The sequence below is a fragment of the Buttiauxella sp. 3AFRM03 genome (assembly GCF_003675305.1).
In the GTDB taxonomy this organism is placed as follows: Bacteria; Pseudomonadota; Gammaproteobacteria; order Enterobacterales; family Enterobacteriaceae; genus Buttiauxella; species Buttiauxella ferragutiae.
On record NZ_CP033074.1, the window covers coordinates 83,863 to 108,439 of the forward strand.

Annotated in this window: 31 protein-coding genes; 25 read left to right on the forward strand and 6 right to left on the reverse strand. The window is 50.3% G+C overall.

Translation table 11 applies throughout. The annotated features are described in order from the left end of the window. From D8682_RS00555 to D8682_RS00610, 11 genes are all read left to right on the forward strand, one after another. Positions 1-258 (forward strand): PAAR domain-containing protein, encoded by a 258-nt coding sequence (locus tag D8682_RS00555; protein WP_121813198.1) that lies wholly within the window; start codon positions 1-3, stop codon positions 256-258. Further along, entirely contained in the window at positions 255-1,400 is a 1,146-nt protein-coding gene (locus tag D8682_RS00560) for a hypothetical protein (RefSeq protein WP_121813168.1), read from the forward strand. Before D8682_RS00555 ends, D8682_RS00560 begins: the two co-directional genes overlap by 4 nt. Next, the gene (locus D8682_RS00565; RefSeq protein ID WP_121813169.1) at positions 1,381-4,734 is read left to right on the forward strand and encodes an ImcF-related family protein; all 3,354 of its coding nucleotides are present in this window, start codon (positions 1,381-1,383) and stop codon (positions 4,732-4,734) included. Before D8682_RS00560 ends, D8682_RS00565 begins: the two co-directional genes overlap by 20 nt. After that, the gene (tssJ, locus tag D8682_RS00570; protein ID WP_121813170.1) at positions 4,731-5,255 is read left to right on the forward strand and encodes a type VI secretion system lipoprotein TssJ; all 525 of its coding nucleotides are present in this window, start codon (positions 4,731-4,733) and stop codon (positions 5,253-5,255) included. The genes D8682_RS00565 and tssJ overlap by 4 nt, the downstream gene beginning before the upstream one ends. Next, positions 5,252-7,036, forward strand: coding sequence for a type VI secretion system baseplate subunit TssF (gene tssF, locus D8682_RS00575; RefSeq protein WP_121813171.1), 1,785 nt, complete (start codon positions 5,252-5,254; stop codon positions 7,034-7,036). Before tssJ ends, tssF begins: the two co-directional genes overlap by 4 nt. Beyond that, on the forward strand, positions 7,033-8,064 hold the full coding sequence (tssG, locus tag D8682_RS00580) for a type VI secretion system baseplate subunit TssG (protein WP_121813172.1): 1,032 nt from the start codon (positions 7,033-7,035) through the stop codon (positions 8,062-8,064). The genes tssF and tssG overlap by 4 nt, the downstream gene beginning before the upstream one ends. Continuing rightward, positions 8,054-8,851, forward strand: a complete 798-nt coding sequence (locus D8682_RS00585) for a MucR family transcriptional regulator (protein ID WP_121813173.1) — start codon at positions 8,054-8,056, stop codon at positions 8,849-8,851. The genes tssG and D8682_RS00585 overlap by 11 nt, the downstream gene beginning before the upstream one ends. Positions 8,852-9,344: 493 nt before the next feature. Further along, on the forward strand, positions 9,345-9,512 hold the full coding sequence (locus tag D8682_RS00595) for a hypothetical protein (RefSeq protein WP_238392749.1): 168 nt from the start codon (positions 9,345-9,347) through the stop codon (positions 9,510-9,512). A gap of 703 nt (positions 9,513-10,215) precedes the next feature. Continuing rightward, on the forward strand, positions 10,216-11,085 hold the full coding sequence (locus D8682_RS00600) for a ParA family protein (protein WP_121813174.1): 870 nt from the start codon (positions 10,216-10,218) through the stop codon (positions 11,083-11,085). After that, positions 11,085-12,458, forward strand: a complete 1,374-nt coding sequence (locus D8682_RS00605) for a KorB domain-containing protein (protein ID WP_121813175.1) — start codon at positions 11,085-11,087, stop codon at positions 12,456-12,458. The genes D8682_RS00600 and D8682_RS00605 overlap by 1 nt, the downstream gene beginning before the upstream one ends. Positions 12,459-12,462: 4 nt before the next feature. After that, positions 12,463-13,167 (forward strand): hypothetical protein, encoded by a 705-nt coding sequence (locus D8682_RS00610; protein ID WP_121813176.1) that lies wholly within the window; start codon positions 12,463-12,465, stop codon positions 13,165-13,167. Positions 13,168-13,172: 5 nt separating this feature from the next. Here D8682_RS00610 and D8682_RS00615 read toward each other — a convergent pair whose 3' ends face one another. After that, positions 13,173-13,472: a hypothetical protein gene (locus tag D8682_RS00615; protein ID WP_121813177.1), complete on the reverse strand. Its 300-nt coding sequence runs from the start codon at positions 13,470-13,472 to the stop codon at positions 13,173-13,175. A gap of 46 nt (positions 13,473-13,518) precedes the next feature. Between D8682_RS00615 and D8682_RS00620 the strand changes: the two genes are divergently transcribed. Beyond that, positions 13,519-14,034, forward strand: a complete 516-nt coding sequence (locus D8682_RS00620) for a hypothetical protein (protein WP_121813178.1) — start codon at positions 13,519-13,521, stop codon at positions 14,032-14,034. Positions 14,035-14,042: 8 nt separating this feature from the next. Here the strand turns inward: D8682_RS00620 and D8682_RS00625 are convergent, their stop codons facing one another. After that, positions 14,043-14,483: a hypothetical protein gene (locus tag D8682_RS00625; RefSeq protein WP_121813179.1), complete on the reverse strand. Its 441-nt coding sequence runs from the start codon at positions 14,481-14,483 to the stop codon at positions 14,043-14,045. A gap of 214 nt (positions 14,484-14,697) precedes the next feature. On the opposite strand from D8682_RS00625, the gene D8682_RS00630 reads away from it, so the two are divergent. Continuing rightward, a complete protein-coding gene (locus tag D8682_RS00630; RefSeq protein ID WP_121813180.1) occupies positions 14,698-14,976 on the forward strand; it encodes a hypothetical protein in 279 nt (92 codons plus the stop codon). A gap of 417 nt (positions 14,977-15,393) precedes the next feature. Here D8682_RS00630 and D8682_RS00635 read toward each other — a convergent pair whose 3' ends face one another. From D8682_RS00635 to D8682_RS00645, 3 genes are all read right to left on the reverse strand, one after another. Beyond that, entirely contained in the window at positions 15,394-15,669 is a 276-nt protein-coding gene (locus D8682_RS00635; RefSeq protein ID WP_121813077.1) for a hypothetical protein, read from the reverse strand. Between the two features lie 208 nt (positions 15,670-15,877). Next, positions 15,878-16,294: a type II toxin-antitoxin system HigA family antitoxin gene (locus D8682_RS00640; protein ID WP_121813181.1), complete on the reverse strand. Its 417-nt coding sequence runs from the start codon at positions 16,292-16,294 to the stop codon at positions 15,878-15,880. Positions 16,295-16,303: 9 nt separating this feature from the next. After that, positions 16,304-16,582: a hypothetical protein gene (locus D8682_RS00645; RefSeq protein WP_121813078.1), complete on the reverse strand. Its 279-nt coding sequence runs from the start codon at positions 16,580-16,582 to the stop codon at positions 16,304-16,306. A gap of 131 nt (positions 16,583-16,713) precedes the next feature. Between D8682_RS00645 and D8682_RS00650 the strand changes: the two genes are divergently transcribed. The 11 genes from D8682_RS00650 to D8682_RS00700 all read left to right on the forward strand — a co-directional run bounded on the left by D8682_RS00650 (position 16,714) and on the right by D8682_RS00700 (position 23,305). Then, positions 16,714-17,112, forward strand: a complete 399-nt coding sequence (locus D8682_RS00650) for a hypothetical protein (protein WP_121813079.1) — start codon at positions 16,714-16,716, stop codon at positions 17,110-17,112. 23 nt (positions 17,113-17,135) lie between these two features. Further along, positions 17,136-17,345, forward strand: coding sequence for a hypothetical protein (locus D8682_RS00655; protein ID WP_121813080.1), 210 nt, complete (start codon positions 17,136-17,138; stop codon positions 17,343-17,345). Positions 17,346-17,487: 142 nt separating this feature from the next. Next, the gene (locus tag D8682_RS00660) at positions 17,488-18,585 is read left to right on the forward strand and encodes a DNA sulfur modification protein DndB (protein ID WP_121813182.1); all 1,098 of its coding nucleotides are present in this window, start codon (positions 17,488-17,490) and stop codon (positions 18,583-18,585) included. Positions 18,586-18,629: 44 nt separating this feature from the next. Further along, the gene (locus tag D8682_RS00665; RefSeq protein ID WP_121813183.1) at positions 18,630-18,935 is read left to right on the forward strand and encodes a hypothetical protein; all 306 of its coding nucleotides are present in this window, start codon (positions 18,630-18,632) and stop codon (positions 18,933-18,935) included. Positions 18,936-18,983: 48 nt separating this feature from the next. Further along, positions 18,984-19,718, forward strand: a complete 735-nt coding sequence (locus tag D8682_RS00670; RefSeq protein ID WP_370090662.1) for a Fic family protein — start codon at positions 18,984-18,986, stop codon at positions 19,716-19,718. Between the two features lie 30 nt (positions 19,719-19,748). Continuing rightward, positions 19,749-19,994: a hypothetical protein gene (locus D8682_RS00675; protein WP_121813185.1), complete on the forward strand. Its 246-nt coding sequence runs from the start codon at positions 19,749-19,751 to the stop codon at positions 19,992-19,994. 753 nt (positions 19,995-20,747) lie between these two features. Then, positions 20,748-21,113, forward strand: coding sequence for a hypothetical protein (locus tag D8682_RS00680; RefSeq protein WP_121813082.1), 366 nt, complete (start codon positions 20,748-20,750; stop codon positions 21,111-21,113). A 147-nt stretch (positions 21,114-21,260) separates the two neighbouring features. Continuing rightward, on the forward strand, positions 21,261-21,704 hold the full coding sequence (gene radC / locus D8682_RS00685) for a DNA repair protein RadC (protein WP_121813186.1): 444 nt from the start codon (positions 21,261-21,263) through the stop codon (positions 21,702-21,704). Between the two features lie 46 nt (positions 21,705-21,750). Then, positions 21,751-22,023, forward strand: a complete 273-nt coding sequence (locus D8682_RS00690) for a hypothetical protein (RefSeq protein WP_121813083.1) — start codon at positions 21,751-21,753, stop codon at positions 22,021-22,023. A 48-nt stretch (positions 22,024-22,071) separates the two neighbouring features. Continuing rightward, the gene (locus tag D8682_RS00695) at positions 22,072-22,521 is read left to right on the forward strand and encodes a hypothetical protein (RefSeq protein ID WP_121813084.1); all 450 of its coding nucleotides are present in this window, start codon (positions 22,072-22,074) and stop codon (positions 22,519-22,521) included. Between the two features lie 91 nt (positions 22,522-22,612). Further along, positions 22,613-23,305: an N-6 DNA methylase gene (locus D8682_RS00700; protein WP_238392750.1), complete on the forward strand. Its 693-nt coding sequence runs from the start codon at positions 22,613-22,615 to the stop codon at positions 23,303-23,305. 86 nt (positions 23,306-23,391) lie between these two features. Here the strand turns inward: D8682_RS00700 and D8682_RS26565 are convergent, their stop codons facing one another. Further along, the gene (locus D8682_RS26565; RefSeq protein WP_162302947.1) at positions 23,392-23,637 is read right to left on the reverse strand and encodes a hypothetical protein; all 246 of its coding nucleotides are present in this window, start codon (positions 23,635-23,637) and stop codon (positions 23,392-23,394) included. Positions 23,638-24,026: 389 nt separating this feature from the next. On the opposite strand from D8682_RS26565, the gene D8682_RS00710 reads away from it, so the two are divergent. Further along, entirely contained in the window at positions 24,027-24,464 is a 438-nt protein-coding gene (locus D8682_RS00710; protein WP_121813085.1) for a hypothetical protein, read from the forward strand. Positions 24,465-24,577: the final 113 nt, after the last annotated feature.

The following is a 24,577-nucleotide window of genomic DNA, read 5'->3' on the forward strand; positions in this document are numbered from 1 at the left end:
CTGAAAAAGCTGATCCGCGTAGGGGATGTACTCAAAGAATACGGTGGTGAAGTGCTGAGCGGCAGTTATGAGGCGTTCGGTAAACCGGTGGCCTGCGTGGGGGATAAAGCTCGTTGCAATAAGCACGGCATGACCAGCATTGTGCAGGGAACGTCCGGCAGCACGGTTAATGGTAAAGCCGTGGCGCTCGACGGCCACAAATGCGCCTGCGGTTGTACGCTGGTCAGTTCGCTTAGCACGATGGATGTTCACGGATGATCTTCCCGCCGCGTTACCCGGACTATGCCGAACTTCATCCCGCCCGCTGGCGGCGATGGGGGAGTGCGCTGCCGGTGATTTTGTTTCTGGCCGCGCTGGCGACGATGCTGCTGTGGCCGGAAGGTAAGCCCACCCGCACCCCTGACTTCTGGTTCTGGAGCCTGGTGTGTCCGTTGATTGTCTGGTCGGTGGCCGTCGCGCTGCGCTGGCTGGTCTGGCTTCAGTCCGTTTCGAACCGTGAGACGCACAGGGAGGAAATTGCGTCCTCTGTCCGGGCCTGGTGGCGACACCGTTCGCGTATGTTGCCTGTGGAAGCCGTGATGCTGATTACGCCGGTGGGCGATAAAGAAGCTGACCATCAGGCGCTGTTGTCGCCGCCGTTTCCTGTTGCTCCGGTGGCGGTCGATGATCCACAGGGCAATGCGTTGCTGCATTGTCCGAAGGTGTTGGGGCTCGGAGGCCGGGAAAGCCGGGCGGTACTGCTGGCTCGCTATCTGGCCCGTCTGGTGCTGACCCGTTTGCGTGAAGACAATGAAACCCGACCGGTGCAGGTGTTTTGCTGGCTGGGCGATGAACAAAGCCTGACTGCGTTCAGCCTGGTGCTGGAATCCGATGGTATTCACCTGCCGGAGGATGTGCTGTGCCTGCAAAGCGCTGCCGAGCTGGACAAGGTCATTGATGCCATGCCCGAGGATGAACAAGCGCTGCTGCTGTGCGCGGGTTTTAGTGAGGCAAAACCGTCACCGGAATACACCGCCTCGGAGGCCGGATTTGCCTGGCTGTGTGGACACCGTGCTGAAGCCCTGATGACGCGCTGCGAAATACTCCAGCCTGACGCGGGGGAAACACCTGTGCAACTGACAGAACAGCTTAGCCGATATGCCGGTCTGCGCGGTTTGCCTGAAGGCATGCTGGCCGCAGACTCATCCTCAATGGATACCCTTTTGCCGTCCGGCTGGTCAGCCGTTGATTATGTCCTGATGCCGTGGCTGGGTAACGCCGGGCCGGTTACGCCTTTTGTCATGCAGTCTCTGGCCGTGCTGTCAGCCCTCCAGGGGCAGACCTGCGGCTGGACAGCAACATTGATGGAATCTCAATTTATTACAGGAGTTTGCGTTCCCCGTGGAAACCTCCCGCACTGAACCCCGTCACTCATTATTCTGGCTGGTCACTGGCTACGTCATCACGATAACCCTGCTGGTATTGCTTGGGGCGTTGCTCTATTACTTTGCGGGAAGCAGCTTTGACCTGCCGGAACTGTTGCCGGGGCAGATTGCTTTCCGGGCTGCGATGGTCTGGCTGGTTCTCATCTGGTTCTGTGCGCCGTTCATTCTGTGCTGGAAAGCGCTGGTTAAGCTAAAAGCGCGCGAGGCAACCGGTGTTATCGGGAATAAGAAACAACGGCCACCTGAAAATCAGCTGGTGAAAGACATTACCACCCAGCTGCGATTCCAGTATGGCAGGCGCTGGCGCAGCAAAGTGCGCATCATGCTGATCGTCGGGGAAGAAAACGAGGTGGAACAGGCCATTCCGGGGCTGACGACGCAGCACTGGCTCGAAGGGCATGGGGCGTTGTTGCTGTGGCACGGTCGTCCGGAGGATGAACCTGATGCGGCACAATTAAAAGCACTGCGCAAAATTCGCCGTCGTCTGGCTGATGCGCTGGTCTGGGTCGTGAATGCGCAGACGACGCTTTCGCATGACACCCTGGATACCGTTTCCCGCCAGTTGCAAAAACAGTATCACCAGTTGGGCTGGGAAGTCCCGTTGTGGTTGTGGGAAACCCACGCACCGGATTGGGAACAGCCAGGACTTCCGTTGCAGGGAACCGGCTTCCTGTCGGCACCAGGCGATGAGGCCGATGATTTTCGTCATTCCCTGAACCAGCTTGAAGCTGCACTGGTACAGCAGGGGATGCAGCAGACGCTCAATGACCGAAAGCATACGTTCCTGTTACAGCTGGCCCACAGCCTTCGTGAGGGTGGCACAGAACGCCTGACGCACACGCTTTCGCAACTGGCAGAAGGCGCACGTTCTCTGCCGCTGGGCGGGATGGTCTTCAGCCCGGCCATCACCTCGGGAGCGGCCTCTTTGCGGCATGCCTGGCAACCGGGAAAAGCCTGGCTTGATTTGCTCGCACAGCGCTGGCGAAAACCGGTGGCTACCGGCGTGTCGTGGCGCAAGTCCTTACTGCTGGCCTGTAGCTGCCTGCTGGCGTTCTGGCTGGCGGCAACCGTCTTTTCCTGGGCGGCGAACCTGCGTCTGATGCAGGCCGATCAGCAGCTCGCACAGAGTGCCACGGATACGCGTCAGCCACTGCCGAAACGGCTGATGGCGCTTTATCAGCTGCAACATGAAATTGAACGCCTGCAACACCGGCAGCAGTACGGTGCGCCGTGGTATATGCGCATGGGCCTCAGCCGTAACGATGATGTACTGGAAGCGCTCTGGCCGTACTGGCAGCAGGCCGCTATGCCGCTTCTGCGGGATGCATCGGCCCAGCACCTGTCTTCGCTGATGAATACCTGGCGCAATCTGCCGCCTGACGATCCGCAGCGAGCCTCGCAGTCGAAAGCCATGTATGACCTGCTTCGGGCCTATCTGATGCTCTCCCGCCCGGATAAAGCAGACCCGGCCTTCTTCAGTGCAACAACCATGCAGTACTGGCCGCAGCGCGAGGGTGTGCAGGATGGCACATGGCGAGCGGTCGGCAACAGCATGCTGGCCTTTATGATGAAGAACCTTCCGGCACATCTGGAGTGGCGAACCACACCAGACATGCGCCTGGTCAGCGGTATGCGCTCAGCCCTGTTACGTCAGATTGGGGCCAGCAATGCGGAATCCACGCGCTATCAGAAGATGATTGAGCAGATATCCCGTGATTACGCGGATATGACGCTGAGCGCAATGGTCAACGGTACGGACAGCAGTCAGCTGTTCAGTACCGAAATTACCGTACCGGGTGTGTTTACACGTAAGGCCTGGGAGGAAGAAGTTCAGCCTGCCATCGCGAAGCTGGCGAAATCACGGCAGGAAGAAATTGACTGGGTGCTGAGTGATGCGCAGCATTCCAGTGATGCCGCCGATACGGTTTCCCCGGATACACTGAAAGCCCGGCTGACGGCGCGGTACTTCTCTGATTATTCCGGTGCGTGGCTTAAATTTCTTAACAGTCTGCAATGGCATCAGGCCGGAAGCCTGTCAGAGTCCATTGAACAGCTGACCCTGCTGGCCGATGTGCGGCAGTCGCCGCTGATTGCGCTGATGAACACCCTGAACGTACAAGGACGCGCCGGACAGACCGGGGGCGACCTGACCGACTCGCTGGTAAGTTCAGCCAAAAACCTGATCCACAGTGATAAGACAAATGCCGCCATTCAGCAGGCAGGCAATGAGGCGCAAGGCCCACTTGATGCGACCTTTGGCCCGTTATTGTCGCTGACGGGCGGGAACGATTCACAGAATACCCTGAGCCTGCAAACCTTCCTGACCCGCATCACCCGTGTTCGCCTGCGGCTTCAGCAGGTGACAAACGCGCCTGACCCGCAGGCGATGATGCAGTCACTGGCGCTGACCGTGTTTCAGGGTAAGGCGGTCGATCTTACCGACACCCGCGACTACGGCAGTCTGATCGCGGCAAGTCTCGGTCAGGAGTGGAGCGGGTTCGGTCAGACTGTTTTTGTACAGCCGATGATTCAGGCCTGGGAACAGGTGCTGTCACCGACTTCTGAGAGCCTCAACAGCCAGTGGCAAAGCGATATTGTGACCCCATGGAATGCGTCGTTCGCAGACCGTTATCCGTTTACCGACCGCCAGAGCGAGGCTTCACTGCCAGAGCTGGCGCAGTTTATGAGGTCGGACACCGGGCGAATTGCGCAGTTTATCAAGACCCGTCTGGGTGGTCTGCTGCGTCTTGAAGGGGATAAGTGGGTGCCGGACGCGATGAACAGCCAGGGGCTGACTTTTAACCCGGCGTTCCTTAACGCGCTTAATCGCCTGACCCGTGTCGCTAACGTGGCCTTTGCACATGGCGACGTGGAGTTGCATTTTCAGCTGATGGCGAAGCCTTCCCGCGATGTGGTGGAGTCCGACCTGACTCTGGACAGGCAGAAACTCCAGTATTTCAACCAGGAAGAAAGCTGGCAGATGCTGACCTGGCCGGACAATCGCTGGCAACCTCAGACCACGCTCACCTGGCGCACAGTGAAAACCGGGGCTCGTCTCTATTCCGATGAACCGGGAAGCTGGGGCTTTATTCGTCTGCTGGACAAAGCGCTGGTCACGAATTTAGGTGACAACCTCTACCGTGTGGCCTGGATCACGCCGGACGGCGTGGCGCTGAACTACCAGCTGCGTACTGAGCTGGGGAAAGGGCCGCTGTCGCTGCTCGACCTGCGCGGATTTGTGCTGCCATCGCAGATTTTCTCGACCGGCGGAACTGTCGCGACAGGAACCCGTACTGGAGGTGAACAATGAACATCCGGCCATCGCGCAGTTTGCTGTTGTGTCTGCCACTTTTGCTGTTGAGCAGCTGCGGCCTGTATCAGAAAACAACACAGGGTACGGAGAGCGTGGCGAAAACCATCTTTTACCAGCAAGTGGAGACGCTGCACCTGAGCTTTGCCGCCCGGAGTGCTGTTAACGCCGATGACGCGCAGCAGGCAATGCCGCTACGCATACGCGTCCTGCAACTGAACGACCGCAAGACCTTTGATAATACGGAATACACCGATCTGCTGACACAGCCTGACGTGGTGCTGAAGGATTCGCTGCTGACATCGCGCCAGATAACGGTAAACCCCGGCCAGACGGTCAATCTTGATATCCCGATGGATGAAAAAGCACAGTTTGTCGCGGTGGTCGGGTTATTTCGAAAACCGGACAGAACCCGTGGCACATGGAAACAGGTGCTGAACCGCGATGATCTTGACCCGGATGAGCCGCGAGTCATTGAAGTCCGTAACAACACGCTGCTGCTGAAACCGGTGAACGAATGAATGACCATGAATTTCTGAAATACTTCGACAGTGAAATGCGCTGGCTGAAAGCGGCGGCGCGTGAGTTTGCGGAGCAACATCCGGAAGCCGGTCGGCGGCTGGGTATCGATCGCATGTCACACAAAGCCGATGATTCCGTGGAACAGCTTTTCCAGGGTTTCTCACTGATGATGGCACAGCTGCGCCGTAAGCTGGATGACGATATACCTGAGCTGACGGAACCGCTGCTGGGCCATCTGCTGCCGATAGCTAACCGCACACAACCTTCGATGGCCGTAGTCGAGCTGACCCCGGACATGGTCGCGCAGGTCAGGGATCTGGTGATCCCCACAGGCACCACACTGCTGACCCGGCCAATGGATGATACCGGTCTGCGCTGCCCGTATCGTACAACCGACGAGCTGGTACTGCACCCGCTAAAACTGCACAACGTCCGGCGACAGTTTAATCCTGACGGCCATCAGGTGCTGATCCTGCGGTTTTCATTCAGCCAGTACGCCGACCCGTCTCAGACTGATTTAAGCCAGATCCCACTCTATATCCACGGTGATCGCCCCTTGCAGTCGATGCTGTATCTGGCGCTGACGCACCATGTTTCACGTATCACGGTGCGCATGCCGCAGACCGGTAATCCCGATCCGCAGCCGTTTCATGGCAAACTGTCGTCGCGCTGGCAACAGAACTGGTCGTCAGTCTGGCCGGAGAGCGACAGCCCGGCGCTGTGCGGTGAAGTTCGTCCGTTACTGGAATACTTCAGCTTCCCGGCCCGGTTTGCGTTTTTCACTCTGACGGGCCTTGAAACGCTACCGCTTGGGGATGATTGTCAGGATTTTGAGCTGGAGTTTCATCTGAGCACGCCACTGAACCGGGATATCCCCGTGCCGGAAGATATTCTGCGCATCCACTGTGTACCGCTCATTAATCTGTTTTCTCTCAACGCTGAACCCCTGAAGGTGGAACCCACAAAGCTGGATTATCGGCTTCGGCCACACCGACTGCGTGATCATCACACCGAAATTTACAGCGTGGATAAGGTGGCCGCGAGTGAGATGCTGGACAAGCGCCAGTACGTGCCGTTTCGTCAGTTTCGACATAAGGGCGGGATGCTCCAGCAGAAAGAGGTCTGGCCGGAACGCTACTTCCACACCCGCATCTGGCGTGGGGTAAGCGGTCTGCATGAAACGCTGCTGATGCTGGGCGGTACGTCCGGGGAGCAGGATCTTCAGGAAGAAAATGCCACGCTATTTATGAATATAACCTGCACCAACGGCAACTACTCGCGCATGACGCTTGATGGTGCGGTCTTTGACGGCGTGACCACAACCGGTAATCAGACGCTGCAATGCCAGACCCGGCATGCGCCTTCAATGCCGTGTTATCCCCCGTTATCGCAGCTGCACCAGTGGCATATCATGGCACAGCTGCATCCCCGCGCCCTGAGCCAGATGATCAGCGATGCGGAAAATCTTCGGGCAGTATTGCAGCTGTTTAACTGGACAGAAGATGACAACAACCGTCGCCGGATAGCGGGTATACGACACGTCAGCTACGAGCAGGCATTCAATTCTTCCCGCCACTGGCACGGAGTACGTATCCGTGTCGGGCTGGACGAAACACAGTTCAGCGGTATGGGCGATGCCCGATTATTTTGCGAATTGCTGGAACAGTTTTTTACTCAGTACGCCAGCGTTATCCGTTTCACGCAGCTGACGGTGGTACTCACCGAGTGTGGTCTGGAATGGGCGTGGCCGGAGCGCCATATTGACAGCGTGCTGATATGAACGACAAAGGCAGCAAGAAAGCCCTGCCGCCATTCTGGCTCGACAGTGACGGTAACGATCAGACTGCCCGGTTCAATTTTTATCGCTTTTGTCAGCTACTGGAGAAGGCTGGCGGGAATTCGCTGGGTACAGGTTTATACCCTGACAGCGACCCGGTGCGCTTCAGGCCCGATCCACATCTGGGATTTCCCTCCAGTGAGCTGAAGCGTACCGAAATTGACCCGGATAGCCCGGATGCCCCGCCGACCGTCAGGACAAAGTTCCTGGGATTGTACGGCGTGGATTCGCCACTACCGACGGCCTATATTGACGATATCAACCAGGGGCGGGAAGGCACTGACGCGACGGCCGCTTTCCTTGACATCTTCAACCATCGGTTGATGACGCAGTTCTACCGTGTCTGGAAGAAATATAGTTACCCGGCCTCGTTTGAAGACGGCGGCACGGATAAGTTCTCCCGCAGTCTGATGGCACTAACTGGCGTAACTCACAGTCGGGAATTGCCCCCATCGCGGTTGCTGGCAATGTTGTCGCCGATGCTACATCCGACACACACGACTGAAGGTGTGACTGCCGTCATCCGTAGCCAGGCACCGAATACACAGGTAAAGGTTATCCCGCATCATCCTGTCTGGATGCCAGTTGCCGAAAAAGCGCGACTGTCGATTCACGGGGGAATGACGCTGGGTGAACGTCCGATTCTGGGGGATGAAGTTGAAGATGCAAACTACTGTATGCGCATTGAAATGCAGACAGAGGATGCCGGGGAAGCAAAGGGATGGATGCCGCGCGGCCAGCTGCGCAAGGATGTGTTTGAACTGCTAAAGACCTATCTGGGATGCGATTACGACGCCAGCCTGCACCTGACTGTTCCGGTGCATTTGCTGCCTAGTCCGAGGCTTGGCGACCCGAATCTCTTTTCGGGATACAACATCATGCTCGGGCTTCGGGATGACAATGAAGATCAGATGCCGCAAACGATGCGGATGAAGATAGGGAAATTACGTGGCAAGGACTTTGACGACTGATAGTTGGCGGGAAAATGTACCGGCTGCGCTGTATGCAGAGGCCGATGCCTTTCTCGGTTTTTTACGTCTTATACCCGTGATGAAACCAGAATGTTGCCCGTGGTGTGCCGCCAAAAATTTCATTTTGCGCGACCCACGCCTGTATGAATGCCGCAACTGTAAAAAACGCTTCACGCCCTGGACAGGTACACCTTTTGCGAACTGTCGTCATCAGGATTCATGGGCGGCTTATGCTGTATTGCGGCTGGCCGGACTTCTGCCTGGACAAGCCGGGGAAACTGCTGGGTTGAGTCATGGTGCGCAGGCGTACCGAGAGGAGGTGCTGGAAAAACTCATTACCAGACGATGGCCGCTGTTATCGGACTGCTGGAGAGGGTTTGTTGGTAATCAGAAACCCGTGCCGCTACGTACCACACCATTCTCCAGCAAAGAAGAAGCTGAAGCACATCATAACCATGAGTATGTGCAGTGTCTGGAGTGCGGAAAGCTGTTTTCGTCTGTCGGTACTCATGCCCGGCTCGCCCATAATATGACGGCTTTGGAGTACCGTGAAAAGTGGCAGATCATGAAGAAAATCCCGATATCGGGCTTTGCTAAACGGCGACAGCATTCGGAATTTATACGCCAGAAAATCGCCAGCGGCGAAGTAGAACCAATGGCGCTGGCTCAGGCCATGCATGAAGCAAATGTTCTGAATGGTCGCAAAAAGCCCTTCGGCACGAAATATATTGCGGAAATGCATACCAGACGGCTGCAATCACAACGCAGCGATAAAGATAGTCAGTGAAAGCATAAGACTGTCGGCGGTTGCCAGAATGCAGGCACGAAAGAAAACGGGTGAGAAAGTGAAAGATATTGCTCTTGAGTTAGGCGTAGCCTGCCAGACGTTGTACAGCTGGTTGCATAAATACGGTTAGTTCTCCGTCGTTCGTGTTCGTTCCATTAAGGGGTTGTGCGCCGGAACCGCCGAAATTTCCGTGACGCATAATTTTTGGCGTTCGGCGACCTGTACGTAAGACCGTCGTCAACCGGACAGCAAAGAAATAGCTGTTTGGAGCGAAAAATCACTAATCGCAACGTTTCACATAGCGGGTACGGATAAATTCTCACTCACGGCACCATAAACGTACACGTCAGCACATGCCAAACATGCTTCAAAAATCGACTAATCCGCTGCACTGGAAATTTCGGCGGTTCCGGCACAGAACCCCTATTACGACATCAACGAGGCGGGCATCGAATACGAGATTTACCGAATTACGCTTAACAGCATCGTAATCATGTCCGTAAATGCTTCTCATGCTTATATGCCGGGTTCCCACACTCCGGGCATGATGGAAAATATCGCCATCTCCTACTCAGGCATTGAGTGGTTTTATATCGAAGGGAATATCAAATACGACGATGACTGGAGCCGCCCGGTTGGTTACAACCAGCAGCAGAAGTAAATCGAATTTGCAGGCTGATCTGCTGAAAATAAAAAACACTCAGCAGACTGCCTGCAATACTCCACGCTATTCGCGAACACGCTGACTTGCAATACGGACGTACTCGGTAATCAAATTTATCCTGTCTGGAAGGTATGACTGTTCAGTTGTTAATTCATACTTGCGTATCGTCATACGCGTCAGTCACAGAAATGGTCGCTTTAATGCGTTTACCAGTAGTTACCAGTGTGTGTCCCGCCAGTACAACCGCCATAGCTCTGATAATGTCGGCATGGCTCGATGCCTGGGGTAAACTCCACCGTTCTCTAACTTCCATGAGTACATTCAACTCATCAACATCAAAGCACGTCCTGACTTCAGTGCCTCCAGTTTCCTTGATTTTATTCCTGTGCCGTCTGGCTCGCTCTTTCCCACTCAGGGGGCGGTATCTGATTTAGGTGGCCCTCGGCGGCGTTTCTCTGTTAACACTGGCTCTCTCCTGTAACGGTTTACTGTTACATATTTACATGATATAAATATGTATCATAAACGTGTGAGACGTCAACAGGCTATTAGTAATATCAGTAGGTTGCTAAAACTTTCATTTTTGCGCATGCGCAAATTGTGAAAATTTCAGGTTGTATTCTATAACACTTATCTGTTATATTTTGAATGTCAGCAAGTGCTGACGGGGATAAGAAATCCATAACCGGAGATTTGTCGAATGACAAAGACGCAGCAGAAGCGCAAACCCGCAGTGGCATTGAAGGTTTCAACCCTCAGTGACTCAGTTTTAAAAGCCATCCGTGCAAAATGCCCTGTTATATCTAACGGCAACGCAAAAGGTGGCGTCGGTAAAACCACATCCGCAGCCCATCAAATTTGGTACGCCGCAGAGCTTGGTCTTAAGGTTCTCGGTATCGACTTCGACAAACACCTGACTGAAGTTTTCACCGGCTCAACTACGCCTGAATTACCAGAATTCGCGACCGCCAGTGATTTGTTTACCGAGGAAGGGATTGAAAAAACAATTTACCAACTGGACGAAAATATCTTCTTCCTTCCAGCCGACCACTTTATGAAAGATGTCGATGGTATTCCGTTTAGTGAGGGGATTTATACGTTCCCGGCGAAGCATATGGCCGCGCTGCGTGAACAATTCGATCTGATTGTTATCGATTCACCACCGAGCGAAGGGAACCGCCAGCAGGCATCCCTGCTGGCATCAACCACAACCGTTGTGACCAGCGAACTGAACAAAATTTCAATTAATGGCGTAGTTGATGTGCTGACCATTACCTCTCAATTGGTCACTCACCTGAACAATGAAGCAGGTAATGATATTTACCAAATGCCAGCCTGTATCGTTCTTCCAAATAAGTATGATTCGCGCCGCAAACGCGACAAGGAATTTTATGACCAGTTACTTTCTTTTGAAGGGCTGAACATCACGCCATTGTTGCCATACCGTTCGCCTACCGGCGCAACACTTAGCGACTCCAAGCCAGTATGGAAATATCGCGATGGCAATGGCAGAACGGCGGCAAAAGAAATGAAAGCGGTTTTAAATCATATTTTTAACGAGGTGGCATAATGAGCTTTAAGAAAAATAATGTAGCAGGTTCACTTAGCAGCATTTCTCAGGTTGCACAGCAGAACAGCGCGAATAATGCCGGGCAGTTGCTCTTTGTGCATCCTGACGAATGCTATACCGATGCAGAAAACCCGCGTACCACCTTTGACCCAGTGTTAGTGGCGTCTTACGTAAGAGATTTTCTGAACCCGGAAGAAGGACAGCATGAGCCTTGCCAGGTGTATCCGAAAGACGAGCACGGCTACCGTATTCAGCATGGCGCAACGCGACACGAAGCGGCAAAACAGGCAATTAAATCCAAACCGGATTTCCGACTGAAGGTACTGGTTGATCGTAAACTGGCCGACCAGCCAGCCCACATCAATTACTGGCAGCGTGGTAAAAACAATATCCAGCGCGATAACATGTCGATCATCGACCGGGCTAACTTTATTGGTAATTACATCGACATGGCTAAAGAGGCCGGTGTAACTGTTTCACAACAGGAAATTGCCGAAGGTCTGGGCCTCAAAGGGGGGAATACTACGGTATCACGCCTGTTATCGCTGCGTAATGCTTCCCCTGAAATCAAAGAGATCATCAACACGGGCAGAACGGAAGATATCGAAACACTGGTGACACTCGTTAAAATCCAGGAATCCCAGCCTGAACTGTTCAATGAACTTGTGGAAAAGACGGAGCTGGATCGCGCAACGGTGCGCCGAGCGAAGAAAACTGGCTCTGTTGCGGCTCCAGTCCCAGTCATTGCAGAAGGGAAGACCGGTAACGATTTTGCGCATGCGCAAAATGATTCAGCTTCAGACGACTCAGTAGATGATGAAAATGTCGCTATTGCCTACATGGACTATCAGTTTAAGACGGGCCGGATTAACCTGCTGGTCAAGCAGACTGATAAGGGATTCCTGGGGGCGCTGGAAACCATTTTCGAACACGGCATCACGTCGAATAAAACGTTCAGCGTTTCGCCAGTTCATGCCACAGAAGACGATGCAGTTAGGTACGTAAAGTCACTCCTGGGTGAATGGGCTGAATCTGTCACCGCCGATAATGATTCACTCAGTGTAGAGGAATACCAGGACGTTAAGGGCTTCCTGCAATGGCTCAAAAAAGGATCTAACGAGTCAGAGAAAACCACTCAACCAGCAAGTCCGAACCGTGCCAAAAAACCTTCAAAAGGGATGCTCAAAGCCACAATTTGGGGAGAGGTGAACGGCGTGAAATGCGAACTGCTGGTTAATGTTTCACAAGATGTGATCGGCGCTGATATGGCTGATAAGGAAACCAGTGGTTTCGTCTGGGTATCCGTTGATGGCGTGGTCAAACTCGCAAATGAAAGCGATTTCGTTTACAAGACCGTCATTTACAAGGAGTGAGGCAATGTACTCGCTCTTACTGAAAGATCGTGAATATCCAATATCGGTCTATCTCTCTTACATGATGCGGGTAAGGGAGCTTACCCGCGCTGACGCAATTGCACTACTCACGCACAGTGCGGTTAAGCTAGGGCTACGAAAGAACCTAACCCCGCCTGGCAGCAACACCATCGCCCGTTGGGGTAGGACGACTGATGTTCCACAGTGGGCCATCGTAACTGCCCTCTCAATTACTGAGGGGTTGGGTAAAATTCCGTTTACCGATAAAGAATGGGCGTTCTGGGGCTACTCAGCCGCAGAGCGTGGCGCAGATATCGGGCAATACAGCGGGAAGTGGCGTGAATGGCTGGAAAAAGCATACCGCTTTAAGCGGGAGCACGAATCGAGGACGGAATATCGGACACGGTTTAAATCATTTAGTAACCCTGATATATCATCTAAGATCTTAATATTTTACAAAGGTAACAATTTAGATTTCGTAAACATACCAACGTTGCTAATTGGGCTTGCCACAACGCGCGAAATACAACCATTGATAGACAATGCACTGAATAATAATAAGTTATTTACTGAAGCTGACCGTCAGGCGGCACTGGAAGTTGATACAGCTATGTTCAAACTAGACTGTGAAATAGCTGATTCAGTGAAGGAACTAGAGAAAGTTGGTTTCGCTACTTACCTATGCAACGGGAATATTGTTTTTACGTGATTGTGTTAACAATCATATTCATTTTTGTTGCTCTTTTCATACAGATGCACGATATTATGCAGCAGTGCGTTGGCATGCCTTCTGGCCTCCCCTTTACGTTTGAGGTCATGAAGGTTCCTGTCATGCAGCTTTCTTAGGAAAATAATACTATAAAGGTTTGCGACCTCCTGCCGATAACGTTCAGGCAGACGTTTAAGATAAGTCTTTATCCATAGGTTATCTTCCGTATCGCACATTTTGGGTAAAGGAACATATTTCAGGCTTTCCTCAAGTTTCTTCTTTTCTGTAAAGGATAGCTTTGCCATATATATTACCCTTTGAATTGAGTACGATAATTATATTGAGGTTAGCATGCTCAGCAATATCCGGGAAGTCCGTAAATGTAAAACTGTAACCAGAAAGAATTATATAATTGATGATTTCACACAGGACATGATTTTGCTCCTGCCGAAGTCGCCAAAGTCATTTGTTCATATTCTGACGATGGCATTATCAGACGTATTTCAGTTCACTGAAAGTGAAGTGCATTCTTCCATTAATACTATTGCCAAAGAAGTAACAGAGGATGTGCTGAAAGCGCACCTGTCGAACGTCACTCCCACGGCGGTCGTTGAATTATCCAAACATCCTGAAATAAAGCCAGATGTGCTCGAACTTCTGAATAACAATGATGTTCATGTTGCGATGATCCTGGCTCGTCACTTGTTTGGCGACCTGTCAGAAACAAACTGCGTACAGAAGAAGCTGTCGGAAGCAGCATTAAAGTCTGGCAGTGGAAGATACGTGACACACTATAATTATCAAGCCCGTTCTGTCTGTGTGGAAACATTATTCCCAGGTTGTAAATCGACAATCTTTTTGGTTTAGGTTTCTGATCAAAGATCACCTCTGATAGCCCTGAGTAATCGCATGGGGTTTCTACCGCCGGACAGATCGCTGACCCACTTTGCATGCAGGCTTAAAATATTACTGAGCCTGCTATAGTGTGTTGGGCTTTTTCTTTCTCGTATACAACACTGACGCTTAGATAACTCAGGCTCCCGTATTAGGGTTTTAATTAGAGCCATATTTGAGTGAATTCTGGAACGTGCAGGAAGCATCAGAAACAACGTGTCTACCAGAGTATCAATTGAGAAACCGAAATAGCCCAGCAGTTCGTCACCGCTCTTAATGAGGGCATGGCATTTCGCCTCAACCTGAATCTGATTTGCATCCAGTTGCTCATTTGCCCACGCTGCATAGATAGTAGCATCAGCATACGTACCACATATGAGTAATGTCACCATACGGTGCGTATCATTAACGTAGTAAGTCATCGTAACCTCTCCAGAAATAACCAGCATACTACCAGCAGTTGCACACGCTCAGTAGCCACCAGGACTAGCATTTTTTCGCTCCATGCGGCATAGGATGCTTTGCGCATGCGCAAAGAAAATAAATTTACATTTTGTGAATTTTACCTTGTCATTGAATATCACCGATGATAAGGTTATATGTAACGGGGCAATACGCCCATAACCGGAGATAATCATGAAAGTGATTGCCAAATACAAACGGGTTGAAATTACATTCAACCAAGAACTAGTATCAGTCAGCTTTAGTTCTGTTAAAGACGCATTGGTTTTTACTGATTGGTATAAGCATGTGTGTAAAATTCGCGAACGAGCTTGCACTGACAAATCTTATCCAGAAGAACTTTATAATTACCTTAAGAACAAAGGAATTATAAATAAAGATTTATTCGAGAGTCGCCAGCGTATGCTGAGAAAAGCGCATCTACTCGACGCCTTAACCCCCGGCTGGTTGTGATATATGATCAATAAAAGAAGATATGCTTGCTATAACAGCAAAGGGGTTAAGTTAGGTTTTATTGAACTTAACGCAAATCACGAAAAACACAAATTGATTTTCATGGAAAATAAATCCATGATTAAACGAAAATATCCTGGGACGGCATTTATTAAACGGCTTAACATATTTTAAGGCGGATCATTTTTGCCGGTGATATCAAAATAAATACCGTTACGGATAACACTAATTGGGGTCAGTTTGGATATAGAGAATTATTGTACGGTAAGCCAGTTTTTTGAACAGGCTTACCTGTAGCAATAGGGTGTACTCCCATGCTATAGGTGTTTCAAGGGTGCTATATTTTAATCGGATTACCTAAATGCGATACCGCAAAGGCGATAACTTATATGCGATAATTCGTTACAGCGACGGTATTTATTCGTCAGTAAGTAATTTTCCGTGCGCTATCAGCCACTCGCGCCGCTTTGCCAGCCACTGTTGAAACTCATGGGTACTCTCGACCTTTTCCACGTCCTTTTGCTTCCAGGCCAGTATTGGGCCTGCTTTTTTAGGCAGTCCGAGGAATTGAGAGATCGCTTTATCAGTCCAGAACCGCGCTTTCAACCCACTTTTGCTTATCCATTCATCATGCCAAGCATCGCTGGCACGCGCACGCGCGTCTGCTGCATTGTAATAAAGCCTTACCGCCATTACTCACTCCTATCATCTTTGATTGGTTAAACAATGAACTAAACGTACAATAATTTCCGTTTCGCAAACTGCCCCCTAAATACAGGGCTTTTTTTGCTCGATTTTGATTAGGTAGGTAGGAGTTATTGTGCCGTAAAATCCTGACGTGCCTGCGGCTTGTCCAACCCGGCAGGCGCACAAAAATAAATTTTGTACGTCTGCCGCGTTCTCAGATAAACACTGACTTGCTGACACTAAAGAAATCAGCCAGCTTACAAATGTGTGGGATCGTTAAAGCGCGCTTTCCAGTCAGGAGCGATGACAAAAGCGCGGGGCTTAGTTCCAGAGCTTCAGCCAGTTCCTGCCCTTTTATCTTGCGGTGACGCATCAGAGTCATCAGAGCATCAGCACCATGACTCATCATGCCGTCAGGGCCAATAAGTAGCGCAGGTATGCGTGATGCTTCATATTCTGCAATGCAATTTGCCATTACTTTTAGCAGGATGCCCGGAGTCGTATCATCCCCGCTTAAGTCAGAAAGGGCCGCTAACGCTTCCTGATAGTCGTTATCATCCTTGATACCCTCAAGCCAGGGTAGCTCGATAAGCAGTATGCCCAGACCTTCATTCAATTTATTTTTATCCATGAATCCTCATTAGCTTTTTGCTGGCAGGATATCGTCAGCTATAACGAACTGACCGGGATAATTAAACCTGCCTGTAAAAATTAAATTGCCTCCAGCAAAACTGCCTGCAAACCCGATTTGCGTAATTCCGCATTCATCAGTCGATGCGTAGGGAAATAGCGCAGTTAAGTCACTGGATGTCTTTATCTCGATCCGGCTCAGAAAACTGAGCATGGCGGCGATATCATCCTTTTGAGCAGGGTATTGCTCCAGGGCCGACCGGAATACCTGGCTACGCAGAATCCTCATACCTTCCTCCTTCTGTTTCACAGGTAAAAAGTGCTTTCGTGAGTATACCTAATTTTATTCACATTATGTAAATAAATCGAACTAATATCATGTTTTCATGATACAATTAACTATCATGAATGGAGGGTGGTATGAATGAACTTCGAGAGTTTTTCAGTGATTCAGTTATCGGCTCGTTTGACGAGTTTATCCAGGTACATCCTGGATTTAACTGGGACTGCATTGACTTAATTGACGTCTGGAACGTTCAGCAGATTCAGCCATTGCTCGCTCTTTATCACAGTCATGATGGGATCGAACTCTCATGCGAAAAGCGTGTTTTCGTCGTGGCCCCAAATCCGAAGCGCAATGGCTATCCCGTTCGTGTTACGCATTACTTTGAGCAACAGGGAGCGCTTTGTGATGTCGAGTCTGAAAGTGTTGAGCAGGCTATTATCGACTGTCTGATTAGTTACCCGAATTCACAACCTGCATACGGCAAGCTTGATAGCTGGATGGGGGATGTGGTGTTTGTAAATTGCTTCAGATAAGTTCCGTTTTTAAGGTGATTAGCATGTACGAATACAGCGATGTTTATGATGAGTGTGAAAATGGAGGCCCGGACGGAGGGGCTGTTATTTTATCCCGTATACAGGTCATCAGCCTCTTAAAGCAGCACGGCCACCTGACCCCCCAACAATGGATGACGTTTTTCCGGGAGGCCGGTTTGACTCTGGTGAATGCCTATCCAGCCGCAGCGGTATTTCGATGGCTAAACTACTGAAGTGATTTGCGCATGCGCAAAAATAAATTCACAATATGTAAATGTTTTCTTGTTGGATTAGCCAGATCGCGTATAATAAGAAACAGAAACAGGGCATTACGCCCATACGGACACCCGCCGTAATCCGGGAAGGACAAACAAAATGAGCGAAGTAGTTACTGCCCCTTCAGCAATTTCAAAAACCATTGGCTTTGATTATCCGTGTGTTGTCGGTTTTCAGGGTAAGCAGCGTATTATCACCATGCAGGTGTCGTTTGGCGCGTTGAGCCGTTTTCTATCTCTTGATAATGAAGGGCATACGCTTGAGCGGTCACAGCGCGAACTGAACCGTCGTCGTGCGTCAGCCTTTGCAGATTACGTGGTTGGCGCGGTTAAATCAGGAACTGATTACATCATCCCTCCGCTTATTGGTAATTGTGATGGTGAGCTTACGCTGAATCTCATGAACGAGTCCTTTGTGGGCTACGTGACAATCCCAATGGATGCACAAATTCGCCTTTTTGACGGCCAGCACCGTCAGGCTGGCATTCGTGAAGTGCTCGATATCATGCCGGACATTCGTCATCACAGCGTGACCGTAATGCTTACGGAAAACCTGCCGATTGAAACACGTCAGCAGTTTTTTGCTGATATTAACGGTAATGCCTCTAAGCCCAGCGCTGCGATTAACATTGCCTATGATCAGACGAACGTCATCGGTCAGACAGTTAAACGCGTCATTCTGAATAACCCGGTTCTGGCAGAAAAAGTAGACTTTGAACGGAATGCTGTCTCTACGCGAAACGGCAACAAGTGGGTATCGTTTAAATCTCTGCATGATGCCACAGAGCGGTTTAGTAGCTATGTGGTTGAGGGCGCACCAATCAGGCGTACAGAGCAGGAAATGCAGTTAATCTGGGATGCGTGGGTGAAGTTCACCGGCCTCAATGATACCTGCGGGTTTACTTACGGCGAATACAGCCAGGAGTGGCTGACATTTACATCAGTAATGGAACATGCCTTTGGTTTCGCTGTTAAGCAGCTACTTGAGGAAATGACAGTTAGTGAGTTAGTCGAACGACTGGAAACGATGGGCGATAAAAAGAACATGGCTGCGCGGGAGACTTATTTCGTGTACGAGAACTGGGTTGATAGCTGTGTTAGCCGCGAGACAGGGAAAATTATCGCCACAACGAAGGGCCAGCGAGCAGCCGCTGAGCACCTGGTTAAAGCCATCCGTTCAACCACCTACAAATTCTGATGAAAGCGGCCAGCAGTAATGCTGGCCGAAAAAGGAGACTCGCCATGATTATCGTTTTAAAATCCCTGCTTAAAACCATTAACGGATGTAAGCGTATGAAAACACTATTTGAAGATATCGTGCCCAAAAACACGAAGCAGTTTATCTTTCGGGTTCTGGAGTTGAATGACGGTTCCTACGAGGTGATTCAGCAATCCTGCCGTGTTTTCCCGGATAAACGCGTTGTTGTGCAATCTGAAAAGAAATGGCACTACGCTGACCTCACTGCGCTACGGGAAGGGGAATATGCAAACAGCCGTCAGGGACGTATGTTCCTGGACGATCAGTTCTGGATTGGCAAGCTTGCTTGAAAATGTCTGTGAGGCATCACGGTAAAGAGGCTGGATAAAATGAAAACGTTGACTGAAGACCTTTTAGGCTTTACCTGGGAAGCCAGCATACTGCCATCTGTCATGCCTGGCGATACGCGTCGTGCTCTCAGTATCTACAAGCAGCAGCTTCCTTCTTTTGTCTGGGATGCCGCTAAGCTGGAAAACAACCCTTTCACCTATGTTGAAGTGCAGACCTTGCTCGATGGCGTCACTGTTGGCGGTCATAAACTGTCTGATGCTGAACAGGTTACTAATCTGGCTGATAGCGGTAAAAAATTAATTGAGCTGGTCAAAACAGGGAAATTCGACCTGGACAAGTGGACGATCACTTTGTTGCACAGCATTGTTGCGCGAAATGAAGCGCTTGAGTGGGGCGTATTCCGTGGGGAGGGGGAGGAAACAGGATATACACCGTATGTCGCGTTAGGTGAACAGGGCGAGCATAATCCACTACCGACAATACCAGGCGCTCCTGTGCTTAATCAGGTATTCGCTGAAGGAGTACGCCACATCAAAACGCTGCCTCCATATGAGGGCGCACTGGTGATGTTTTTGTTTGGCGCGTTGCAGCAGTTTTTCTTTGATGGCAACAAGCGTACAAGCCGACACATGATGAACGGCTGGCTGATGAAACATGGATTTGACCCTATCAGCATTCCGGCAGCAAAGGCGCAGGAATTTAATGACCGGATGGTGAAATTCTATGTCTCAAAAAATGGCACAGATATGCTGGGCTTCCTCAATAGCTGTCGCCGTGCGTAATCTATTAGGGTAATAAAAAAGGGAGTATTTATGTCAACTTCGTTAAGGAATACCCTCATCCTTGCCTGCATTTTTTCGGTCATTATTCTTGCTTTTGATCATTTGGTATCGGGTAAAAGTGACGAGCAAACCGCCAGTTCGATGCGGGTTGATGTGTGGAATTGTCAGGATGAGCATAGCCATGCTAATTATAAAGTATTGGTAAAATCAAATAATGGCGGAGCAGACAACGTAATGTTGCGGAATGAGGCAGGCGATATACGGTGTTCAAAGTAAGTACGCACCACAACGGATGAAACCAGTGAAGTCGGGAGCGTTTACTGTCTGCGCCAGTAAAACGGCAGTCGTGCTGCGCATCGAGTCGCGAAGCGTCTCGCCCCTTACGGGCTTCCATCCTCGCTCAAATGCAACGGACATAACAGACGCTGATAAACGTTGACTTTGGACGCCGTTCCAGTAGGATTTATATTGTGGATTTGATGAGGTTTGGCATCCTGCCAGTATCGCGGTAAACCCGTCGTGCCAGTTAATGTAGTCAAATTCCGTAGTGCCGCAGCGTTGCGATACCGCTGCATCCAATTTAACCCGCTAATGCGGGTTTTTTTGTTTTTGTCACCCGCATCGTCTTGTGCAAAGTTAACAGATAGTTTTCCCGAACTTATCCCCCGATTCTGTGGATAAGCACTATATACACCTGCGGCCACAAAACCCGCCACCACATTCGCTGTCTTTTGGCCTGAGCCTGCAATGCTAAAGACTGTCTTACATGGGGGATGGCTCCCTGCGGGAACCCTCCCCCATCCGGCAGGGTATTACCGGGAGGGCCGTCAAGGATAAAAATCGGAACCCTGAAGGGAACCCCCGATTTTTTCCTGGACGGTTCGGCAGCGGCGCGGGAACGAGGCTAAATAAAATTCACAATATGTAAATAAAACTGGATGAATCCGGGCGATTTAGCTATAATTAGTATCAGAAACAGGGCGTTACCGCCAACACGGACACCCGCCGTAATCCGGGAGAGAAAACACGATGACCACTCTATCCTATGTTTGCACCGATCCTGAAGTTGTCGCAATTCGCGAGAAATTTGCCGCAATCATCCAACAGCATGATTTGCCAGTTTTTGATTTCAATGTGAAAGCGGATATCCCCGCGCGTAGCATTCTGCTAAAAGCTTGCGAGAGCCTGGACATTATTCTCAGTGCGCTTATCGACGGATCGGATAAGACGGCCAGCAATGCCTTTTGCGCATTGGTTAGCTCTTACGCCAACAAAATTGATTACTCACTATCTTACTATCACCGCATGTTACCGCCCCGCTTCCTGGCGTATCGGCCACTGCAATTTCGCATAGCCTGGTATGCCGAACAGTCTAAAAATACGCCAGCAACGTGATATTTTTCATAGCCCTTTACAGGGCTATTTTTATTCACATTATGTGAATTTTTCTTTGTCATGATACAAATTTGTATTATAGTGACGGTACACAAAAGGCATTAAGCCGAACGGACACCCGCCGTAATCCGGGAGAGGTAAACAGCAATGAATCATGAAGACTCAATTATTAATCTGGCGATGACCATCCTTGAGTCCCGGCTTAAGCAAACGTCATATTCATTCACCAGCCCCGATGCTGTTACACAATATTTGCGCCTGCACCTCCAGAACCAGGAAAGAGAATTTTTTGGGGCGCTGTATCTGGACAATCTGAATCAGTTAATTTCATTTGAAATCATCCATTCAGGCTCGATCAACTCCGTTCAAATCAGCCCCCGCGAAGTCGCCAGGTTAGCGTTAAAGCTGAATGCTCAGGCGGTAATTTTTGCGCATAACCACCCATCCGGCTCACCAGAACCAAGCCGCGCAGATATCAACATCACAGCACGGCTTAAAACCGCGCTGGAGCTATTTGAAATCAGAACACTGGATCATTTTATCGTCGCTGGAAATGACGTCATTTCGATGGCAGAACGCGGCCATATTTAAAACGAACCGGCCACCTGACGGTGGCCGGGCAACTGGAGGCATCACTATGTCACAGCCGAACCAACGTTACAGCAATAAGCCGGAAGTCCAGATACGCCCGGAAACTCTGCGCAATTTCGCTAACTGGACACCGCCGACCGTCGATGAAATCACGGAGGTATTAAACCGGGCAAGCATCAAATGGGGCCAGTTAGCCGTCATGACAGGTAACGCAGAATCCGTTGTGGCTTGCTGGAAAGAAGGTAAAGAACAAATCACTTACATGGCATGGCGCTATATCTGCGAGAGCGCAGGTTTCGGACGAATTGACCGGGCTTAGTAACTCATTATTGCGAACAGGACACCCGCCAGCGGGAAAGGAACGAAAATGCACTATTTCTATATTCCAGGCTCATATTCCGTATTAGAGCCAGTACAGGTGGACGGCAATCAAAATCGGGGAATGAATTCAGGGGAAACGCTGGAACAACTTCAGATTCAAAATACGCAGATCGTTATGTTGCATATGGATGACTGCATAACGGCGATTCGCGCTGCGGCCCGTATGCCCGTTGAGGTGATCAGCAAAAGCACATTTGACCTGTTCCGCCGTTCGAAAATTATGGATGAGTGCCAATCGAACCTGGGCTGCTCGTTTAAATGTCGTGAGTTTAATGCTGCCGATATCGTTACCTGCTTTGCAGCATTGGTCATGAACGATCAGCCTATTTACGCCACATTCAGAGACGTAGATTCGCTAACCCACGATGAAATCCTTTCCCGCGCCCGTGAAACCGTTGAAACAACGCTGACGGCAAACCAGAACGTTCATTTTTGAAAAACCTGAACAGGTTGATTTGCGCATGCGCAAAAAGGATGGCGGTCGGAATCCGACCGCCCTTCTACTAAAACCTGACAAAGGAGGCTTTGTGCTATCAGCGGAAACACAGTTTATGCAGGTCGTCAGACAACTAACAGCACACCGTTCACCCCGCGATGTGCTCACGGTCTTATGCCGAATCGCTGCTGACCGTATCGATCCAGGTTTCGCCCTGAGTCCTGAGTGTTACGAGAATTCGCGCAAGCTGAAGGGCGACTACTCAATGAAAGAAGCGGAAATGCTGGAGACGTTGATCCGACTTTTACCGCAGGTACTACAGGAAAAACCCCGTGATTTTCTGGGTGAATGCGTAATGGCTCTGGAACTGGGAAATACCGCGATGGGCCAGTATTTCACGCCAGGATCACTTGCAAGCCTGAAGTTTGAATTGATGAAACATGACTATGCCTGCGAAATCAAAAAGCATGGCTTCATCATCGTCCAGGAACCGGCTGTAGGCTCAGGAGGGTTGATCATCAAAATAGCAAATGGATTGGCTGATGCAGGCTTTAACACCTCCGCTGAACTGTTCGTATCCTGTACTGACAATGACCCCTTTGCCGCTGACATGGCTTTCGTCCAACTCTCTATTCTGGGTATTGCCGCCGAGGTGAGCACGGGTGACACGCTGCGCATGGAGTTCAGGAGGACACGCTATACGCTCGCGTATTGGCTGAATAAGTTTGATGACCGTCTGAAAGTCAGACGTTTGTTCGAAGCGCTGGCCGAAAGTGGCCGCTGAATTAACAAAACCAACTTCCATAACGTAAAGGAGCAACTATGAAACCGTTCGGGCTGTTCTTCAGTCGGGAAGGCTGTACCTGTTCTTTATGCCGAAGCCGTGGGTACAGAAAAAGTAATGCCTATGACGCTGTAATGCGCACCAGTAAACATAAAGCCAGGCAGCAGGCTAAGAAACTGATCCAACGAGAACTGAAAGAGCTTCTCTGAAAGACGAATGCTCAGGCGGTGTTTTCCGGCGCTGCCGGAAAACCCGGCTGTCGTGCTGCGCATCGAGCCGCTGCGCGTCTCGCCCCGTTCGGGCGTCCATCCGTCACCCAGGGTCAACGGCATCGCTTCAGGTAGCCTGATGGCCCCCGCGCTTTCACCGTTCGCCGTGGGCGAACTTCAGGGCAGATGTGCGGCCATGAGCGCCGGTGAGTGTCTGGGAGTGTGTGTGAAGGTCAACGGCGGTCTTACATGGGGGATGGCTCCCTGCGGGAACCCTCCCCCATCTGGCAGGGTATTACCGGGAGGGCCGTCAAGGATAAAAATCGGAACCCTGAAGGGAACCCCCGATTTTTTCCTGGACGGTTCGGCAGCGGCGCGGGAACGGGGCAAAAATAAATTCACAATATGTAAATAAAGCTGGATGAATCCGGGCGATTTAGCTATAATTAGTATCAGAAACAGGGCGTTACAGCCCACACGGACACCCGCCGTAATCCGGGAGGATGAAAATTATGAATACTATTATGCTTAACAGCCGTGACGAACTGACTCAGGCGACTATCAATCTGTTCGGCTCATTTGCCCCCTATATCCCGGAATTGATTCAGGACTATACGGCAAAGTATGTTTTTAACTACCGCCACAAAGGTTTTGCTATCCGTGAGTTAGAGAACGGCCAGGGTTACTTTTTCCCTATGCACATTGAAAGAATCTCGATGATCACCCCTATCGACCGCTACCTGCATGACGTTTCGCCAGATGTACTCGGCATGCTTTTAACGCTCGATTGTTATAGCAAGTGCATTCATAGCGATTTACAAGACCTGCCGGAGACATCGAAGATTTATGCTCTGGAGCAAATCGAGGTGATGAAGCAAAAGCGAAACATCCTCTTTGAGTACGCCAAAAAAACGCTTTCGCCAGAAGATTTTGTAATGATGTTGAAATAGATCTCAAAGCCCGTTTAGAACGGGCTTTTTTATAACGGTATGATTTGGATAAACACAAATTAAATTCACATAATGTAAATATTTATTGGCAAAAACTGACTGTATTATCTATA

Coding starts and splice junctions, on each gene's coding strand:
- D8682_RS00675 (WP_121813185.1), top strand. CDS start 19,749: ATGTCAACTTCGTTAAGGAATACCCTCATCCTTGCCTGCATTTTTTCG.
- tssJ (WP_121813170.1), top strand. CDS start 4,731: ATGAACATCCGGCCATCGCGCAGTTTGCTGTTGTGTCTGCCACTTTTG.
- D8682_RS00610 (WP_121813176.1), top strand. CDS start 12,463: ATGTACTCGCTCTTACTGAAAGATCGTGAATATCCAATATCGGTCTAT.
- D8682_RS00645 (WP_121813078.1), bottom strand. CDS start 16,582: ATGAGGATTCTGCGTAGCCAGGTATTCCGGTCGGCCCTGGAGCAATAC.
- D8682_RS00665 (WP_121813183.1), top strand. CDS start 18,630: ATGATTATCGTTTTAAAATCCCTGCTTAAAACCATTAACGGATGTAAG.
- D8682_RS00655 (WP_121813080.1), top strand. CDS start 17,136: ATGTACGAATACAGCGATGTTTATGATGAGTGTGAAAATGGAGGCCCG.
- D8682_RS00560 (WP_121813168.1), top strand. CDS start 255: ATGATCTTCCCGCCGCGTTACCCGGACTATGCCGAACTTCATCCCGCC.
- D8682_RS00600 (WP_121813174.1), top strand. CDS start 10,216: ATGACAAAGACGCAGCAGAAGCGCAAACCCGCAGTGGCATTGAAGGTT.
- D8682_RS00650 (WP_121813079.1), top strand. CDS start 16,714: ATGAATGAACTTCGAGAGTTTTTCAGTGATTCAGTTATCGGCTCGTTT.
- D8682_RS00710 (WP_121813085.1), top strand. CDS start 24,027: ATGAATACTATTATGCTTAACAGCCGTGACGAACTGACTCAGGCGACT.
- D8682_RS00625 (WP_121813179.1), bottom strand. CDS start 14,483: ATGACTTACTACGTTAATGATACGCACCGTATGGTGACATTACTCATA.
- D8682_RS00615 (WP_121813177.1), bottom strand. CDS start 13,472: ATGGCAAAGCTATCCTTTACAGAAAAGAAGAAACTTGAGGAAAGCCTG.
- D8682_RS00695 (WP_121813084.1), top strand. CDS start 22,072: ATGCACTATTTCTATATTCCAGGCTCATATTCCGTATTAGAGCCAGTA.
- D8682_RS00690 (WP_121813083.1), top strand. CDS start 21,751: ATGTCACAGCCGAACCAACGTTACAGCAATAAGCCGGAAGTCCAGATA.
- D8682_RS00605 (WP_121813175.1), top strand. CDS start 11,085: ATGAGCTTTAAGAAAAATAATGTAGCAGGTTCACTTAGCAGCATTTCT.
- D8682_RS00630 (WP_121813180.1), top strand. CDS start 14,698: ATGAAAGTGATTGCCAAATACAAACGGGTTGAAATTACATTCAACCAA.
- tssF (WP_121813171.1), top strand. CDS start 5,252: ATGAATGACCATGAATTTCTGAAATACTTCGACAGTGAAATGCGCTGG.
- D8682_RS00595 (WP_238392749.1), top strand. CDS start 9,345: ATGTCCGTAAATGCTTCTCATGCTTATATGCCGGGTTCCCACACTCCG.
- tssG (WP_121813172.1), top strand. CDS start 7,033: ATGAACGACAAAGGCAGCAAGAAAGCCCTGCCGCCATTCTGGCTCGAC.
- D8682_RS00660 (WP_121813182.1), top strand. CDS start 17,488: ATGAGCGAAGTAGTTACTGCCCCTTCAGCAATTTCAAAAACCATTGGC.
- D8682_RS00635 (WP_121813077.1), bottom strand. CDS start 15,669: ATGGCGGTAAGGCTTTATTACAATGCAGCAGACGCGCGTGCGCGTGCC.
- radC (WP_121813186.1), top strand. CDS start 21,261: ATGAATCATGAAGACTCAATTATTAATCTGGCGATGACCATCCTTGAG.
- D8682_RS00680 (WP_121813082.1), top strand. CDS start 20,748: ATGACCACTCTATCCTATGTTTGCACCGATCCTGAAGTTGTCGCAATT.
- D8682_RS00620 (WP_121813178.1), top strand. CDS start 13,519: ATGCTCAGCAATATCCGGGAAGTCCGTAAATGTAAAACTGTAACCAGA.
- D8682_RS00640 (WP_121813181.1), bottom strand. CDS start 16,294: ATGGATAAAAATAAATTGAATGAAGGTCTGGGCATACTGCTTATCGAG.
- D8682_RS26565 (WP_162302947.1), bottom strand. CDS start 23,637: ATGCCGTTGACCCTGGGTGACGGATGGACGCCCGAACGGGGCGAGACG.